This is a genomic window from Acidobacteriota bacterium (genome assembly GCA_035529075.1).
Lineage (GTDB): Bacteria > Zixibacteria > MSB-5A5 > GN15 > FEB-12 > DATKXK01.
Window position 1 is genome coordinate 382851 of record DATKXK010000010.1, and the last position, 17262, is coordinate 400112.

The following is a 17262-nucleotide window of genomic DNA, read 5'->3' on the forward strand; positions in this document are numbered from 1 at the left end:
AAACGGTCCTGAACCAATCACAGCGATAGATCCCCGAAAGTACGTCGATTGTAATCCGAACTCACAGGAGGGGGCGGAAAAGCCCGCGGAGGAGGGCCGAGTGGGAGCGAGTCTGCCGTGGAGGCCGAGCCGCCATGGGCCAAATCCGGCCTTCGCGCCGACCCGGTTTGCTGCTTCTCGGTAAGGTGAGAAACGAGACCACTGGAAGAAGACCGCCGTCGGGCAAAGCTGCGGCCTGGGGATCAATTTCAGGTGCGGATTCGCTTAAGGCGTACAGGGGACACCTGACTCAACATCAGTCCTAATCGACTCATTTATAATGCCTTAGCCGGGATAGGGTATGGGGGAGAAATTTATGGAAATTATTGGGAACTTAATAGTAGTATCTACGTAGTAATATCCTGTAATTAGCACTATAAGCCAGCTTGCAATACCGTGAGAGGCCAATAAGGTGACAGGAAGCGAATCGGCCCATAAGAAATTCCAGAAGGAACTGAATTCCGGGACTGCTGCGTTGGTCCTGTTGAGTGTTCTGGAGCGGGCTTCCGAGCCCATGTACGGATACCAGATAGCCAAGCATATTGAGGCCGGGCGTGACGACGTACCGGTCAAGCAGGGCGCGCTGTACCCGGTACTCAGATCGCTTGAGGGCGCGGGCCTGTTACAGAGTCACGTGGAACCCTCCGTGTCGGGTCCGCCCAGACGTTACTATCGGATAACGGATATGGGTCGTGATACACTCAGACGCTGGGTAGAGATCTGGGATCAGACAAGAGCATTTGTAGATGATACGTTGAAAGGGGATCAGAATGGATAGAGGAATTCCTGAGTACCTTGCTCAGCTAAGGGTAGAGCTGGCCGAAAGCGATCCGGCAACGATACAAGATGCCCTCTCGGACGCTGAAGAACATCTGAGCACGGCGCTGGCTAACGCACTCAAAGCAGCCCCGGATCTTGCGAGGAGCGATCTGCTGGAATCCATCGTGAAGAAGTACGGTACGCCTGCGGAGATTGCGGCGGCATATAAGGACATCGAAGCACACACAAGACCGGTGTTGGAGATAGCGAGGTCAGGTGTGAGACGTTCTCGAACCTCCAGTTTCTATGGGGTAGTCGGTGATGCCCGGGCCTGGGGGTCACTGATGTATCTTCTGGTATCGATGCTGTTGGGCCTGGCCTATTTCTCATGGGCCGTAATTGGTTTCAGCCTCTCGCTGGAGTTGTTGATCCTGGTCATTGGGCTTCCCGTTGCCACGCTCTTTCTCCAGTCAGTAAGGGGCATTGGGCTTGTCGAAGGGCGCATTGTGGAGGCATTGCTGGGAGTTCGTATGCCGAGGCAACCATTGGTCTCACACCGGGAACTGGGCTGGTGGAAACGTCTTAAGATGCTGGTTAAGGACAAACGCACCTGGACGACTCTGGCGTACATGGTACTGTTGCTTCCTTTGGGGATACTCTATTTCACCATAGCCATTCTCATGTTTGCCCTTTCTCTTGAGTTTATAGCTGGTCCTATCGTCTTGAATGCTTTGGATCTGCCGTTTATCATGATCGGGCATTACTCCATCTATCTGTCCCTGGAGTGGGCGCCGCTGCTCATGTTTGCAGGTATTCTGATTCTCATGGTGAGCATGCACGTGGCCAAGTTCCTTGGCCGGATGCACGCAAGGTTGGCCAGGGCGATGCTGATCAGACGCTGACACCAGGAAGTTATCTGCTCACACTGAGACCGTCGCTGCAGCCTTGGGCAACACGCTTGACGTGTCAATACGAATGGGCCGCCCTTCCTCCGTCCAAAAACTCCCTTGCGTCCGCCAGCATCCCCATCTAACTTATTGACGCGACCGCGATTGCCGGAGTGGTGGGCTGGTGAGCTCCCCTTGGATCGATTGCTCGGAGCCGCCCCGGCTGGCTTGATGTTCGCCCGCCTTCAGGCGGCTGTCGGGTGATCCGGAAGGACAGGATGCAACATTTCGTGGTTTGATTCGGTCCAAAACAGAAGAGGCAGATCGAACGGTTCGGAGCAAACGGAGGTGACTGGTGAGACAGGCTGGTACGGTCATTAGGGTCTTACTTATTTGGGTTTTGGCAGCCGGAACGTCAGCGGCGGGCTCAGTTGGTCTGACTTACAATAATTACGGAATCAGAGTTGGCAACGCACCGATTGTCCACGGCCTGAGGATCAACGCAGTTGACCGGGATGTAGAACAGGTCGACGGTATCAACCTGACCTTCTGGGCGCCGCGGGGGAAGCACCCGAATCCGCGTTTTCGGATGAACGGTCTGGCGGTGGGGCTGACGGTTCCGGTGATGCACCATCTATCCGGCATGGGGGTTGGTGTCCTTGGCATCGGTGCGGACAAGGTAAGCGGGATAGCAGTAGCCGGCCTCGGCGCCGGCATCGATGAGATGACCGGGATCGGTATTGGCGGCCTGGGATTAGGTGGGGACAATCTGACCGGGTTGTTTGTGGGAGGTCTGGGGGCGGGTGCGGACAAGATAACTGGCGTTGGTGTCGGCGGCCTGGGAATCGGCGGCGACCATCTGGAAGGTCTTTTTATCGGCGGCCTGGGGGCGGGCGCGGACGAGATGATTGGCGTTGGCATCGGCGGCCTGGGAATTGGCGGCGACCATTTGCAAGGTATGTTTATCGGCGGCCTGGGAATCGGCGGCGACCATCTGGAAGGCATGTTTGTTGGCGGTCTGGGTGCCGGTGGCGATGATCTCACAGGATTGTTTATTGGGGGTCTGGGCGTCGGGGGCGATCGACTCTCCGGCGTCGGTATAAGTGCGTTCACGATCCGGGTGAACGAATTACGGGGGATTCATATTGCCCCGTGGGTTCATGCCAAAGATGAGTCGAACGGATTCTCTGTGGCGCTGTTCAACTACTCACGCGAGCTACACGGCCTGCAACTTGGCATCCTCAACTGGGCCGGGAACCAGGAAGGGATATTGAGACTGCTGCCGCTGGTGAACTATCACAGATAAGCCGCCCGAGTCCATACTATGCGGCCGAACTTCCGCTACGAACGGCCCGGGCAGTTCACCGTCACCTTTTCGTCCAATACTCGGTCACCGATTGAAAACCATGTAATCGCGGTACCGAAATTCTATCAAAGAGCAATCTCCTCAATTACGGTGCGGCAGCCTGGATCGCCAGGCGCAGTTCGTGTGCCAGGATATTACGGATCTGACCTTTCCCGACGCCACGTTCGACGCAATCTGCTCCTACTATACGATTATCCATATTCCCCGACAGGCGCACGAGGCCATCTTTCAGCAATTCTATCGTCTGCTTAAGCCGTCCGGTCTGGCTCTGCTCTGCCTGGGGGCAGAGGACCTGGAAGATGACATCGTCGAAGATTATCTGGGCGTCCGGATGTATTGGAGTCATTACGACGTCGAGACGAACCTGGATCTGATCGTCGCGTCCGGATTTGTCCCAATCTGGTCGCGAATCGTGGAAGATGCCACTTCGCCCGGGCCGGGCCACCTCTTCGTTCTGATATAGAAGAAACAAACCTGACACCGGGGCGCAGTAAAGCAAACGAATCCGTACTCTAGCTCGCGACAAGAGACTTGCGTCCCACGCCAACAAATCCTAACTTACTGCCGCATCGCTGATTGCCGGAGTCGTGGAACAGGCAGACGCCCGGGGCTTGGGAAGAGATTCCGGCGATTCAGCAGGCGATAGACATCTGGGGCATTTCACCGGGCCGCAGTTACCCGATAGGGCTCCTGACCGACAAGAGGGAGTAGACAGTGGGCTTTGGCGACCCAAGGGGTGAAGCCCACGTCCAGGTTTCATTTCTCACATTCCCCATGCCCTTTTGCTATAATGATCCAATCAGAACCCTCATCTGCTCCGGTTGGTCATCTTATCCAGTCTGCCTCTGATTCGCAGCCGGAATGACTCACCTATGTTTCGGAGCTTCTCTTTGTCGACGATCTCATCGATTCGTGGCAACAGAGCCTGGAGATCATCCTTTGAACCATGGTCAATTGCCTCTCTCCACATTGACTCTGCTCCATTGGTAAACGGGCTCAGATCGGCGTTGACGTCCTCATTGAAGACTCGCTCTGCCACCTCCAAGATCTTTCTCGTCAAAAACTCGAGCCAATGGAGCTTGTCCTTAGTCAGAATGTCTGCACCCCACAAGATTCGTATGTAGCGGGCAAATACTATTGAGAAACTACTCCAGTTCGATCCCGGTAACAGAAGTTGGTTACATAGATGATATGATCTTGGAGTGATCCTGTAGTCGTCGGCTGCTACAATCTCCGCTAGGTCTTCATGGTCAAATGACAAGAAGACGAAAAACCTCTCTGCCAACCTGCCCAGCACAGCCGAATATGCCCGCTTATCTAAATGACCAGCCTTCATCAGATGATCGATTAGAGAATAGATGTTAACTACTTGAACATTTTCTGACTGCAAGAACATCAGCAGCCGCAGATCATCGGTTACCAATGTAGTACCGTTGGCCTTCGCATACTTCAGGGTTTCAACTAACCAGTCACTCATGAAGGGGGATATATCACCGACTGTAAATGTGGCCTCTGACACATCATGAATAATCTCGACGCGATTGCTCTTTCGCAAGAATTCCCAGAGGCGCCGCAATTCCGGAATTTCGTGTATTAGGAGATCGTCCTGTATAGTGTGAAACAACTTCTCATGAACCAATACTCTCTTACCGCAGCGCTCCAAGAATCCAAGTAGATCTGATTTGGAAAGATCAAGCAATGAGAGGTAATCTAACAGAATCGTATCGGAGCCTTCAAAAGTGCTTATAAGATTCCCAACGAAAGCAGCATCTGGTAAGGTCATATCGATGGTGAATTCAGGGTCATGGCGATTGCAGACGAAATCGGGATAGGTGCTGTTCGTATGATGCACTAGAACATAGGTTGGTACAGGGCTTCTCTTGAAGGATTCTCTCATGCGAACCCGTGCCCGCTCCTGATCGGTGAACATCTTCTTGATTTCATCCGTTAGTTGGCCGTGTTCATCTAGCGCCTTTACGGGGAAGACGATATTCTGCTCAGGAAACTCCTTCTGGAACGCAAGAAGGGAAGGTAGAAGCCTTCCAGCTTCGTCCTTACCAACCTGGCGTACGTACCGGAAAATGATGGCGCTGTAATTGGATAGAATCTCTTGTCGCACCGAGGCGCTAAGATTGGACTCATCGGCAAACCTCTTCGCGTGGTTCGCGGCGCTAATGGCTTCGGTCTTTCTATCAAGGAACACGTTAATGAGAGCGACGTCGAGCCAGTAGTCCACATCCTTGTTTGCATTTGCCTCCTCTTCAAGATCTATTAAGATCCTGCGGGTTTGCTCTGGAGCGCCTTTATAGAGAAAGCGCTTTGCCAAAAGCTTCTTCTCGGGATATGAAATGGCACCGAAACCGGGATCATCTATCAGAGTGGTTAGAGCACTGTCAAACTCTCGATTCTGCAACTGGGTGGTGAACTTAAGGAGGTTTAGGTGCTGGGCGAGTTCAGGAGGAAGCTCAGCACTGTCTATTAGACTCAGGGTTGCAGGCGCTTCGAGGAACTTTCCCAACAGCAGTTGGCACTGGACAATCCCAAGATGGATTTCGGGCATCAAGTACGGCTTATTCTGATCGGTTGCCAACCGTTCAGCCTCACGAAACAGTTTCAGCGCATTCTCAACATTTGATTTATCTTGGATCTCCGGGACCAATGCTAGGTTCTTGATATCACCTTCGTCTTTAACTGTAGTCTGGAGCAGGATGCGCGCCTTGATTGACAGGAGCTCCGGGTCCTCCGGCGTGTCTTGTAGAGCTTTGTCGCAGTCTTGCAGTGCAGTTGTGAGGTCACCTGTCTCTGCGCGCATCGATACGCTGAGCCGTACTACGGGCAGAACCTTAGAGGCTGCCTGTGTTAGGCGTTCGTCGAACCCGTCTATCAGATCAACACCTGCTTGCGAACCTCGGAGCCGATACGTCGCCCACACCATCGCGCTTAGCGGTGGCTCAAGTTCTGTCGCAGAGAGTTCCGTGTTGTTTTTTAGGGATTCCCATATGGCCGATATGGCGTTATAACCTCTTTGGATACTTTTCTTAGAATCCTCCTCGATATTGGCCAGTCCCAGATTGAGCTTAGCCAAGTAAAATGACGAGTCTTGATCCAAGGCTTGATGGAAGAACTTCTTAGCCAACTCCACATCGCCATGTTCATCTGGTTGATTATAGGAAACTCCTAAGTTGTTAAACACCCGAGCTCGTTCACGTTCAAGACCTGGTTCCTTTTTGATGTCAGCGAGTATCTCAAACAGTTGTGTTCGTGCCTCCTCAAACTGGCGACTGTGCAGATGTTCGAGAGCTTCTTTGATCCTACGCGAAATCTGTTGTTTTGCATCGTCCACATGCGACGGCACGACTCTGGTGTCAGTGGGAGTCAATGTTGGTTCAGGAGGTTCTACTTGTCTAAAAGAAATGCTGCCAGATGGGGGAGGTGAGGGGGATTGCTCAGGCTGTTGAATCGCATTGTAGTTGATTGTTATTTTAAGGTTTTCAATTATGTTATTCTGAAGAAGAGTTCCGCTAATCTTACTACCATCGTTAGTGTCAATAGATTGTTGCTGAAGAATGCCTTTAGTGTCATTCGTGGCACTTGGTTCTTTGGAAGACCGAAAAAGCAACCCGAATACGGCTACCGCGCAGGCGATGCTAGCAGGAACAGCAAATTCTGTCGGAATATCGACGAGCCAGTATTGACCGAAGAAGATAGCAAGTCCCGAAAAAACTCCTATTAGCGTGTTGCGCACCGATTCTTTCAATGTAAATCTCATTTGAGCGTTTTTGCTTGATACGCCTCCCTGATTACGGAAGGCGGTCACGTCCACCTAAACAAATATAACTGCTTGTAATGCTGAGGTCGATCATAAAATCGCCTCTTGGTGTTCCCGGTCGCCGCCTGCCCCACCATCTGCCGCCGAGTACCCCATCTGCTTCCGGCAGGCCCCCCGGCTCCCGTCGCCGTTCCCCCACACAAAAACTCCCTTGCGTCTGCCGGGGGCGGCATCTAACTTATTGACGCGACTCTGATTGCCGGAGTGGTGGAACAGGTAGACACCAGGGACTTAAAATCCCTTGCTTCGTAAGAGGCGTGCCGGTTCGAGTCCGGCCTCCGGCATCTCCAATTATCCCCATTCGATATGTGACCATCCACACATAGCTGACTGCCCGCCAATCCATGATCGGGTGGCCCATCCGCTTGCGGTGGGTTTCTGACGAGATACTTGTCCTGAGACCGCAGTCGCTGTGCAATGCCTGCGCAATTGGTGAGTAAGCCACCAATATCGGGGCTTCTCAGGCGGGCAGTTTTTTCCGGAACGTCCCTAACCGCCAAAACCACACCGAATTAGGGATAATTCTGCGTCGGGCCTGCTATTTGATTAGTATCCCCCGCCACAGCAGCCCAAACAGATACAAACAGGAGCGTATATGTTCTGTCGATCGTGTAAGAGCGTTCTCAGCAGAATCCCGGCGGTCATAACCGGAATCATCCTGCTGGGGTTTGTCGCCGCTAACGTGCAGGCGAGCATCTCCGCTTCGAACGAAACCGCCAGTTCAGTCACCCTGACCTGGACGGCGGTCGGTGATGACGGCACCACCGGCACTGCTACTTACTACGACGTCCGCTACGCCACGTTCCCCATCACCGACGCCAACTGGGATGCGGTCAGCCAGGCGGTCGGCGAGCCGGTCCCGCAACCGGTCGGGACTCCGGAGACGTTTACCGTCGAGTCGCTGGAGTCGGGCACGTTGTACTACTTCGCGATCAAGGTCGGTGACGAGATCCCCAACTGGTCCACGCTGTCGAACGTCGTCAGCAAGAGCACCCTTGATGAGACGGAGCCCCCGGCGGTCATTGCTGATTTGGACGGTTCCAGTCCCGACCCGACCAGCGTGGCGCTGAGCTGGACGGCTCCCGGCGATGACGGCACCAGCGGCACGGCGGCCGAGTACGACATCCGGTACGCGCTGGTGCCGATCACGGACGCCAACTGGGATGCCGCGACCGAAGTGAGCGGCGAGCCGACTCCCCAGGCGGCAGGCAGCGCCGAATCGTTCACGGTCGGTTCTCTGGGACCTAACACTACCTACTACTTCGCGATCAAGACGGCCGACGAGGTCCCTAACTGGTCCGGTCTTTCCAACGTGGCAAGCGTGACCACGCTGAACGAACAGACGGCTCCCGGCGTGATCGCCGACCTGGCGACCTCCAGTCCTACCCAGACTTCTCTCACCCTGACGTGGACCGCGCCCGGTGACGACGGTTACTCCGGCACGGCGTCATTGTACGACATCCGTTATGCGACTTTCGCAATCACTGACGCCAACTGGAACCTCGCCACCCACGCCGGCGGCGAGCCGACACCCGGTACGGCCGGGAGCGCCGAGACCTTTACTATCAGCAGCCTGAATCCCAGCGCCACGTACTATTTTGCGATCAGGACCGCCGACGAGGTGCCCAACTGGTCGGGCCTTTCGAACGTAGCCCAGGGGACGACCTCGGTGGAGACGGCCGCACCTGCGGCTATCGCGAACCTCGGAGCGGGCAACGAGACCGAGCACACCATGCGGCTGACGTGGACGGCTCCCGGTGACGACGCCAACTCCGGGACCGCCTCGCAGTACGATATCCGCTACGCCACTGCCCCGATTACCGAAGCCACTTGGGACGCTGCTTCACAGGTCAGCGACGAGCCGACCCCGCGGGCGGCCGGGTCGCTCGAATCGTACACCGTGACGGGCCTGAATTCGGGAACGATGTACTACTTTGCAGTTAAGACCGCCGACGAGGTGCCGAACTGGTCGCCGTTGTCCAACGTCACCAGTCGCGCCACCGCTTCGGACCAGACACCGCCGGCCGGTATCGATGACCTCCAGGCCAGCACCGGCGGAACCGAAGGCGAAATCCTCCTTGGGTGGACCGCGCCGGGCGATAACGACAACGACGGTGCCGTGATGGGCTACCTTATCAAGTACGCCACCTGGCCCATCGACGAGCAAAGCTTTGATGCTGCCGCGTTTTGTGATTCCTTCCCCATCCCTCTGGCGGCAGGCCAGGCGCAGTCAATGAAGCTGTCCGGGTTAAATCCCGGACAGCTTTACCATGTAGCCGTCAAGTCTTTCGACAACGCGGCTAACCTGTCGCCCATTTCCAACCCCGCCTCCGCCGTAGCCGGGTTTAACATCGTGGCCGGCACGGAAGATCCTGCCGCGCTGGTATCGCCCCCGCCGGGAGCGGTCATGCCGATGTCGCGCCCGACCCTGACGATTGAAAACGTGTCGCTCGAAGCGGACGAACTTTACCATTTCGAAGTCGCCGCCGATTCTACTTTCTTCGAACTGGCGGCCGGTGACTCAGTGGAGGAGCAGGAAGGACCTACGAGCTCGTGGAAAGTAAACTCACGCCTTGCCGCCGACGTGACCTACTTCTGGCGGGTGGGCACCGATGACGGCGGGTACAGCGAAGTCTCGACCTTTACCGTCCTGCCGCAACCGCACCCGTATCCGAACCCCTTCGCACTAACCGACGGTGACGCCGTTACTTTCACCGATCTGCCCGTGAACACGAACCTCGTCGTGACAACGGTGTCCGGTGACATCGTGCGCCAGTGGTCGAGCCTCGGCGGTGATGACGTCATCTGGGACGGCACCAACGAGTCCGGGCACGAGATCGGCTCCGGCATGTACCTCTGGTTTGTGGCCGACGCCGGGTTGAAAGGCAAGTTGATGGTGGTCAGGTAACAACCGTCCGCTTCGTTCGTCCCCGCGCTCTGCGTAGTACCGTTTTCGATTCGCATCCCTCCCCATCAGGTTACATTCGCTCAGTATTATTCAGCAGAGTATTCCTCTGACATGGACTGTGTGCGTCCTTGTTATCACACACTGACTGTCAGAAACTGTCAGTGGCTAAATTCACATCTTAAACGTTGACGAATACGGCCTAATTTGCGACATTCTGTCAGGCATCGGGGCGGACAACAGGACAGACATCAGGGCAGACTTGACGCGAATGCGTGCTGAGGAAGTGCTTGGCACCGGTCGGCGGTGCCGGCGAAGCCGGAGACGGTACATGAGCATATACACCGTGAGAGCAGAAAAGTGCTTTGAGGAAAACCTGCGCCTGTTCAGTGATCCAAACGCCGAACCGGAGAGGTTTAATCTAAACAGTGGGTTTCTCAATTTGGCGAACACTCTGTTCAGGACGGAGTTGGGAGAATGTAGATATGGGGAAAACATGTTTCGTAATAGCGCCCATAGGCAAGGAGAAGTCGGACACGCGCAGGAGATCAGATCAGGTTTTCAAGTATATCATTGAGCCGGCGGCGTCTGAGTGCGGCTACAAGGCGATGCGGGCCGATCAGATTTCAGAGCCTGGCCTGATAACCAGCCAAGTGATACAACACATCGTCGAAGACCCTCTCGTCATAGCGGACCTAACCGAACGGAACCCGAACGTGTTTTACGAGTTGGCATTGAGGCATGCGCTGAAAAAGCCGCTTGTCCAGATATCACAGAAGGACGAGCAGATACCGTTCGATGTGGCTACCATGAGGACTATTGCCATTGACCACCACGACCTGGACAGCGTGGAGCAGGCTAAGAAGGATCTGATAGGCCAGATTAAGACGGTCGAGGGGAGAGCCCCCGATAAGATCGACACTCCGATTTCCGTCGCCTTGGACCTACAACTGATGCGGCGAAGCGATGACTTGGTGCAACGTACGCTCGCCGAACTGGTGCGGTCCGTTTCAGAGTTGCGATCGGAGGTCGAGAGCATTCAGCGGCCTGTACCCTATCGGCCGTCTGCCGACTTAGCGAAGTCATTACAAAAGTATATGGATTATTTTGAACTTGCGAAAGCGACGCGGCCTCGCAGTACAAAAGACAATGATGTTGCGACGACAATCCAGGAGATTATAGAACGCGGACGCGACCCATCCGGTGAGACAGACTCGGACTGAAGTGATCTGAGAAACCCGACAGAGTCACCCTTGGACTCAGCTTCCTTGCATCGCCTTTAAGGGTGATGGGGGGATTGGGCGTCGGGTTTCTCACTTTATATATACGGCCGACTGCAAACCCGCCCGGGCACAGCTTCTACGTTGACATTCCCGCCCGTATTTGACATATATACACGCCTGTAACCCTCGTTGAGTCAAAGCCGTCCGTGTCGCCGGCTGTCAGGCAGGAGCGAAGCCATGCCGTCGGGTTGTCAGTCCGAAGTCGGGAAGATCGACAGAATTCTCGTCAAGCATCCCCGGGACGCGTTCGTATCACGACAAAATATCGACGCCCAATGGAGGGACCTGCACTATTCCGGCGCTCCCGACTACGACAGGGCGCTGCGGGAGTACGAGACATTTGTCGAACTCCTGGCCGGGGTGACGCCGCATATCGACTACCTGCCCGCGAGCGACGAGACGGGACTTGACTCGATCTACGCGCGTGACGCCGTGGTCGTGACCGACGCGGGAGCCATCCTGTGCAACATGGGCAAGGAGGCGCGCCGCGGGGAACCTTCCGCCTCCGGTGAATACCTCAGGCAGGCCGGTTTTCCGGTACTGGGCGCCATCACCGGCGAAGGACGGCTGGAGGGAGGCGATCTCATCTGGCTGGAGCCGAGGACTCTCGTGGTGGGACGGGGGTATCGGACGAACGACGAGGGCATCCGCCAACTGAAGGACCTGACCTCTGATCTGGTCGACGAATTCGTTGTCGTGCCGCTGCCGCACTGGAAAGGGCCGGCCGGCGTGTTCCACCTGATGTCAATGATCAGTCCGGTTGATCGCGACCTGGCTGTAGTCTATCCCAGGCTTCTTCCCGTTCCGTTCCGGGAGTTTCTGGCTGAGCGGGGGATAGAGTTCGTGGAGGTGCCGGATTCGGAATATCCCGGTATGGCCTGCAATGTTCTGGCGGTCGCCCCGCGCAAGTGCCTCGCACTCTCCGGTAACCCGCTTACGCGGCGCCTGCTCGAAGAGAAAGGTGCCGAAGTGTGGGTGTACGACGGCGATGAGATCTCCAGAAAAGGGGCCGGCGGCCCGACCTGCCTGACCAGGCCACTCCTGCGAAGCTGGTGAGCATGCTCCTGTCAGCGCTGCACGAATACTGAACCGGAAGGCTGCCGGTCAGCGGGCACGCGGTTATCGGGGTTTCTCCTGAATGATTCTGAGGTAAGTAGCGATCTGGCCGCGGTGGTGAATTTCGTGGTCGAGATTGCCCCGCATGATGATCCACCAGGCTGTAACTTCGGCGCCAAACCGTTCATCATAGATCTTCTCCGAGAGATCGCCCTCCGACAAACCGGCGAGCATGTCAGCCCGCTGCTGCCCGGTCTGCTCCAGGGCCTCAAGCAACCGCAGGTACCGGGAGCGGTTCTCGACGTCGGCAAGCCCGGCTTTTCCGCGAGTGGGTGTGAGGTCCTTCAGCCGCAGCATACTGAACAGCCATTTGTCGGCGTCGCAAAGGTGCTGCGCGAGGTCGGCGAAGCTCATGGCCTCGGGAGTGGGACGCCAGTTCTCCATGCCGTCGGGAACGGTTCGCAGTCGCTTGAGACTGGATTCGCGCACTGCTCGTGAGAATTCGGCGAGTGTTTCTCCGCCGGTGGTATCCATGGGAGTCCTTATCGGGTCGCGGGAGCCTGAGGCTTTACATGTCGAATATTTTGCCCGGGTTCAGGATATTCCTCGGATCGAACTGTCTCTTGATGCCGCGCATGAGGTCGACCGCCGCACCGTGTTCCTTGGCGAACAGGTCTTTGTGGCCCAGTCCAATGCCGTGTTCGCCGGAGATACTGCCTTCCAGTTGGATCGCTTTCTCGACTATCATGTGGTTGATGTCGCAGGCGGTGGCCCATTCGTCTTCGTCGTCCCTCCGTGCGAGCATAAGCGCGTGCAGCAGGCCGAGACCTACGTGGCCGAACGTGAACATCGTAATTCCGCGTTCATCTCCGAGGCGGTGACAATATTCCACCATCTCGGGCAGTCTCGATATGGGGAAGGCGACGTCGTTGCGGATAACGGTGTACCCGGGCTCAAAGTGCTTGACGGCGTCGGTAACCCAGTGGCGGATCTCCCACGGGCGGTGGTCGCCGGCCAGTTCGAGCTTCTCAGCGCCGAACTCAGAGCAGATTTCTTCGGCCAGGGAGTTGTTCGATTCCAGTGCCGGACGCGGGCCGTGGAACTCCAGGAACAGAGTCGGCACTTCTTCCAGGCCGTAATCTTTCAGGCGGTTGAGGGCTTTCGTAATGCGCCGGTCCAGGAACTCCACGGCGGCCAGGTCCAGTCCGTAGCGATACATCTCCGACACGGCGCGAGCCGCATCCGTCTCGGTCGGGAACTTGAAGGCAGTCTGCAACCGGTCTTCCGGTATACCGGCGAGCCGGATTGTCACGGCGGATATGATCGCCAGGGTTCCCTCGGACCCGGCCACAAGATCGACAAGGCTGTAACCGCTGGACCGCTTGGAGGCACGGTTCCCCAGCTTGAGAACGTCACCCGTCCCGGTGACAACCTCCAGGGCCAGCACGTACTGGCGGGTACCTCCATACTTGACCGAGTAGACGCCGCTGGCGTTGGTGGCGACCATCCCGCCGACCGTGGCGACGTCACCGGAACCTCCCGGGGAGGGTGGGAAGAAAAGTCCCTCGCGCTTGAGGTGCTCGTTAAGATCGTCATAGACGATGCCGGGTTCGACCCGGACCTGGAGATCCTCGGGCCAGAAATCGAGGACCCGGTTCATGCGGCTGAGGTCCAGAACGATACCGTCGGCCAGGGGGATGGTGGAGCCTTCCAGCGCGCTGCCTGCCCCGCGAGTCGTGATCGGCGTGCCGCCGGCGCAGCATAGCTTCACAACCCCGGCGATATCTGCCGTGCTCATGGCCCAGACGACGGCCAGCGGAGTCACGCCGGGCAGCGTGGATTCATCCTCGGCCGCTACGGCAAGCTGGTCGGGCTGCGTGGAAACCTGCTCGGGCGGCAAAATCCGGCAAAGCTCGTCTATGATGCTCATTGGTTATCGACGTCACGCCGAATGCCGGCGGCTACCTCTGGGCCTCCCACATGGGATCCCACGGTGGTATGGGAATCGGCTTTAGCTCCAGCTTCCTCATGTCTTCATCGGTCAGAAGGCCTTTCGGCACGGCAAGCGTGTAGACGTAAGTATCAAACCAGCCGTCGTACATGTACCACATTCCATCATCACCGCGTTCGGTCCCCCAGCTGTTCTGCACGAGCCACTTGACGGGCTCGCCGCTCGCGGAAGTATCAACGCCCATCAGCACCATGGCATGGTTGGGGGTGCTTTCCCGGTACGCGAGCCGTTCGGCCTTGGTCATGGGGAAGTCGATGCCGAACACGCGGTCGTACTCGTAAATGCCGGTCATGAGCAGCGCAGAATCGCTGTAACGCTCCTTGCCGACGTCGCAGGAAAAGTAAATCGCCTGGCTGTCAAGAAGGGCCGCCACGGCGTACTGCTTCAGCTTCTCAATCGGCAGGTTCAAGTGAACCAGGTCCTCGGACTCATATATGTTGCGGCTGTCCTGGAGTTGGTACATGCGGTCAAGAGGCTTGGTCGGATCGTTCATCAGGACCGCGTATTCAGGCAGCTCGGCGCCGATATACTGGTCGCGGAACGACGCCGGCGTGTACGCCGATGTCGCCAGCAGAGTGGTGTCTTTCGTCTCGGCCCGGTAGGTAAACTCGGCCGGAGGCTCGCCGTAGTGGACTGCCAGGAGGGTATATATCTCGCCGAGCATGGCTTCCTTGTGCTTCCTCAGTTCGTCGACGCTCTTGCCGGCCTCGTGCATCTGGCGAAGTTCGGAGGCGCAGCGACGCAGCTTGACACTGGCCAGTTGGTTGATCGTCCCGGTCTTTGACGACTGTATCGTCTCCGGCATGGCCGATTTCGGCACTACGCCGTGCTTCCGGATCAGGGCCGTTACATATTGCCAGTAACCGCCGTCGCCAAACGGAGAGCGCAGGAGAATCACGAGGCGACGATCATCAATTGGCTTGTCACGGTATGTGATCATCTGCTCCAGGAACGTGTTGGCTTTCTCCATCTTGTCCCAGAAGGCCAGGTAGGACTGTGAGAACTCGAAGGAGGAGAGCTCAAGCCTCTTCATCACCGCCGGGGCGAAGACGTTTAATCCCGCGAACAGCCAGCATCGACCGGAACTCTTCTGGTTGGTGATCCCGGCACCCTTGAGTTTAAGGGAGAAGTACGTGTCATGGTGGACGAGTTTTTCGCGATTCAGCGCCAGGGCGGAAACATCGTTGTTGGTGACGGCGTTTACGACGGCCTTGCGGTCAGCCGAGTCCCGAAACTCCGATTGAAGGCGACCGACAAGGTCGTCGGTGAGCTGCCCGTCGCTGCCGGCGGCCGCAAAATCGGCAGTCAGAAGCAGAGTAAGGAAAATGGCCAGGGCTCGCATATGGATATCCTCTCGCTGGTCAGGTCATACGTTCGGTGTGCTGCCGTTCGCTACGATTACGAGGAATCTAATGCATAAACAGGCAAAAGGGAAAGGAATATCGGCAGTGCGCTGCCCGGCCGTCGGGACCACCTTGCTCGCGCCGGGCCGGCAGGGCGCTTACGGTCCAGCGGTCCGCATTTGACAAGAGGCTTGCCTGCCGGGCCGATCGGAGTTAGTTTGGTATGACTCAGTCGCACGATGAGCGGCTCCATTCAGGCGACGCGACCGCTGCACGGTCCCCGGGGTCGATGTGGCGGGGGCGCGAAATCTCACGCGAGGGATGTATGCGAAAGAATGACCTGTCGTTTTTTGAAACGGTGCTGGCCTTTTTTGACAAGGCGGCGAAACTGACCAGGCATCCACCGGGTCTGCTCAACCAGATAAAGTACTGCAACAGCATTTACGAGTTCAAATTCCCGCTCAAGCGCGATGACGGCTCTATCGAGATAATCCAGGCCTTCCGCGTTGAGCACAGCCATCACAAGTTGCCGGTCAAGGGCGGCATCCGGTACAGTGAAATGGTCTCCGAGGACGAGGTCAAGGCGCTGGCGGCTCTCATGACGTTCAAATGCGCCATCGTCGACGTGCCCTTCGGGGGGGCGAAAGGCGGTGTCCGGGTGGAACCGCGCAAGTACACGGAGGCGCAGCTCGAGCGCATAACGCGCAGGTACACCTCGGAGCTGGCCAGGAAAAGTTTCATAGGCCCGGGCGTGGACGTACCGGCCCCGGACTATGGTACGAGCAGCCGGGAAATGGCCTGGATCGTCGACACGTACAGCGCCCTGAATCCGAATCAGATTGATGCCGCAGCCTGCGTGACGGGAAAGCCGATCGCACAGGGGGGGATTCACGGCCGGACCGAGGCCACGGGACGCGGCGTGTTCTACGGCCTGGTGCGGGCTATCTCGTACGCCGAGGACATGAAAAAGATCGGGCTGGCCCCCGGTATAGAGGGCAAGCGAATCGTCGTTCAGGGGCTGGGCAACGTCGGCTATTACACGGCCAGATTCCTGCAGGAAGCCGGAGCGGTGCTGGTGGCCCTGGCCGAGTATGACGGGGCCATTTACAATGACCGCGGCCTTGATGTCGACCAGGTGCAGGCGCATCGCAAGGAGTCCGGTACGATACTCAACTTTCCCGGGGCCACGAACTTTGCCGCCAATTCCGACGCTCTCGAGTACGAGTGCGATATCCTTATCCCCGCCGCCCTCGAGCGCCAGATAACGGTCGAAAACGCTCCCCGGGTCAAAGCCAAAATCGTCGCCGAGGCCGCCAACGGGCCGATCACCGCTGATGCGGAAGAAATCCTCAAAGGGAAAGGCGTGCTGATAGTGCCGGACACCTACCTGAACGCGGGCGGCGTGACGGTTTCGTACTTTGAATGGCTCAAGAACCTCTCTCACGTGCGGTTCGGCCGTTTGAGCAAACGGTACGAAGAAGCCACGCACGCCAAGTTGATAGAAACCGTCGAGACGCTGACGGGCAAGTCGCTCTCTGAAGATCAGCGTCGGGTGGCCGTTCACGGCGCGGACGAGATCGACCTGGTCAACTCCGGACTGGAAGAGACCATGTTCAATGCCTACGATGAGATGCGGGAGATCTGTCTGCAGACCGAGGGTTGCTCCGATCTGCGGACGGCGGCATTCCTCACCGCTATTAACAAAGTCGCTGTTTCATACATGCAACTGGGGATTTTCCCGTAACGCCCGGATGCGGCCGGAAGCACCGGTGACGTGCCGCCGG

12 protein-coding genes and 1 tRNA gene are annotated in these 17262 nt (G+C 57.0%); 9 read left to right on the forward strand and 4 right to left on the reverse strand.

Features of this window, described 5'->3' with window-relative positions:
• Positions 1–451 precede the first annotated feature (451 nt).
• The 4 genes from VMY05_04905 (at position 452) to VMY05_04920 (ending at position 3514) form a co-directional block, all read left to right on the forward strand.
• Entirely contained in the window at positions 452–817 is a 366-nt protein-coding gene (locus VMY05_04905; protein ID HUV30417.1) for a PadR family transcriptional regulator, read from the forward strand.
• Entirely contained in the window at positions 810–1700 is an 891-nt protein-coding gene (locus VMY05_04910; GenBank protein ID HUV30418.1) for a sensor domain-containing protein, read from the forward strand. Before VMY05_04905 ends, VMY05_04910 begins: the two co-directional genes overlap by 8 nt.
• Positions 1701–2040: 340 nt before the next feature.
• Entirely contained in the window at positions 2041–2991 is a 951-nt protein-coding gene (locus VMY05_04915; protein ID HUV30419.1) for a hypothetical protein, read from the forward strand.
• Between the two features lie 160 nt (positions 2992–3151).
• Positions 3152–3514, forward strand: a complete 363-nt coding sequence (locus tag VMY05_04920) for a methyltransferase domain-containing protein (protein ID HUV30420.1) — start codon at positions 3152–3154, stop codon at positions 3512–3514.
• A gap of 345 nt (positions 3515–3859) precedes the next feature.
• On the opposite strand, the gene VMY05_04925 is transcribed toward VMY05_04920, so the two are convergent.
• Entirely contained in the window at positions 3860–6874 is a 3015-nt protein-coding gene (locus VMY05_04925) for a hypothetical protein (GenBank protein HUV30421.1), read from the reverse strand.
• A gap of 204 nt (positions 6875–7078) precedes the next feature.
• On the opposite strand from VMY05_04925, the gene VMY05_04930 reads away from it, so the two are divergent.
• From VMY05_04930 to VMY05_04945, 4 genes are all read left to right on the forward strand, one after another.
• A tRNA-Leu gene (locus VMY05_04930) sits at positions 7079–7164 on the forward strand.
• Positions 7165–7475: 311 nt separating this feature from the next.
• A complete protein-coding gene (locus tag VMY05_04935; GenBank protein HUV30422.1) occupies positions 7476–9788 on the forward strand; it encodes a fibronectin type III domain-containing protein in 2313 nt (770 codons plus the stop codon).
• A 482-nt stretch (positions 9789–10270) separates the two neighbouring features.
• On the forward strand, positions 10271–11008 hold the full coding sequence (locus VMY05_04940; GenBank protein HUV30423.1) for a hypothetical protein: 738 nt from the start codon (positions 10271–10273) through the stop codon (positions 11006–11008).
• 237 nt (positions 11009–11245) lie between these two features.
• Positions 11246–12124: an arginine deiminase family protein gene (locus tag VMY05_04945; protein ID HUV30424.1), complete on the forward strand. Its 879-nt coding sequence runs from the start codon at positions 11246–11248 to the stop codon at positions 12122–12124.
• 63 nt (positions 12125–12187) lie between these two features.
• Here VMY05_04945 and VMY05_04950 read toward each other — a convergent pair whose 3' ends face one another.
• From VMY05_04950 to VMY05_04960, 3 genes are read right to left on the reverse strand one after another with little or no spacing between them, the layout of a single operon-like run.
• Positions 12188–12658 (reverse strand): DinB family protein, encoded by a 471-nt coding sequence (locus VMY05_04950; protein HUV30425.1) that lies wholly within the window; start codon positions 12656–12658, stop codon positions 12188–12190.
• A 34-nt stretch (positions 12659–12692) separates the two neighbouring features.
• The gene (locus VMY05_04955; protein HUV30426.1) at positions 12693–14054 is read right to left on the reverse strand and encodes an FAD-binding oxidoreductase; all 1362 of its coding nucleotides are present in this window, start codon (positions 14052–14054) and stop codon (positions 12693–12695) included.
• A gap of 31 nt (positions 14055–14085) precedes the next feature.
• On the reverse strand, positions 14086–15477 hold the full coding sequence (locus tag VMY05_04960; protein ID HUV30427.1) for a C1 family peptidase: 1392 nt from the start codon (positions 15475–15477) through the stop codon (positions 14086–14088).
• A gap of 326 nt (positions 15478–15803) precedes the next feature.
• On the opposite strand from VMY05_04960, the gene VMY05_04965 reads away from it, so the two are divergent.
• The gene (locus VMY05_04965; GenBank protein ID HUV30428.1) at positions 15804–17222 is read left to right on the forward strand and encodes a Glu/Leu/Phe/Val dehydrogenase; all 1419 of its coding nucleotides are present in this window, start codon (positions 15804–15806) and stop codon (positions 17220–17222) included.
• The last annotated feature ends 40 nt before the right edge of the window (positions 17223–17262 follow it).

What these genes read in the sequence shown, in the direction of transcription:
- VMY05_04910 (HUV30418.1), top strand. Translation starts at nt 810, where the DNA reads ATGGATAGAGGAATTCCTGAGTACCTTGCTCAGCTAAGGGTAGAGCTG.
- VMY05_04935 (HUV30422.1), top strand. Translation starts at nt 7,476, where the DNA reads ATGTTCTGTCGATCGTGTAAGAGCGTTCTCAGCAGAATCCCGGCGGTC.
- VMY05_04940 (HUV30423.1), top strand. Translation starts at nt 10,271, where the DNA reads ATGGGGAAAACATGTTTCGTAATAGCGCCCATAGGCAAGGAGAAGTCG.
- VMY05_04945 (HUV30424.1), top strand. Translation starts at nt 11,246, where the DNA reads ATGCCGTCGGGTTGTCAGTCCGAAGTCGGGAAGATCGACAGAATTCTC.
- VMY05_04950 (HUV30425.1), bottom strand. Translation starts at nt 12,658, where the DNA reads ATGGATACCACCGGCGGAGAAACACTCGCCGAATTCTCACGAGCAGTG.
- VMY05_04955 (HUV30426.1), bottom strand. Translation starts at nt 14,054, where the DNA reads ATGAGCATCATAGACGAGCTTTGCCGGATTTTGCCGCCCGAGCAGGTT.
- VMY05_04960 (HUV30427.1), bottom strand. Translation starts at nt 15,477, where the DNA reads ATGCGAGCCCTGGCCATTTTCCTTACTCTGCTTCTGACTGCCGATTTT.
- VMY05_04965 (HUV30428.1), top strand. Translation starts at nt 15,804, where the DNA reads ATGCGAAAGAATGACCTGTCGTTTTTTGAAACGGTGCTGGCCTTTTTT.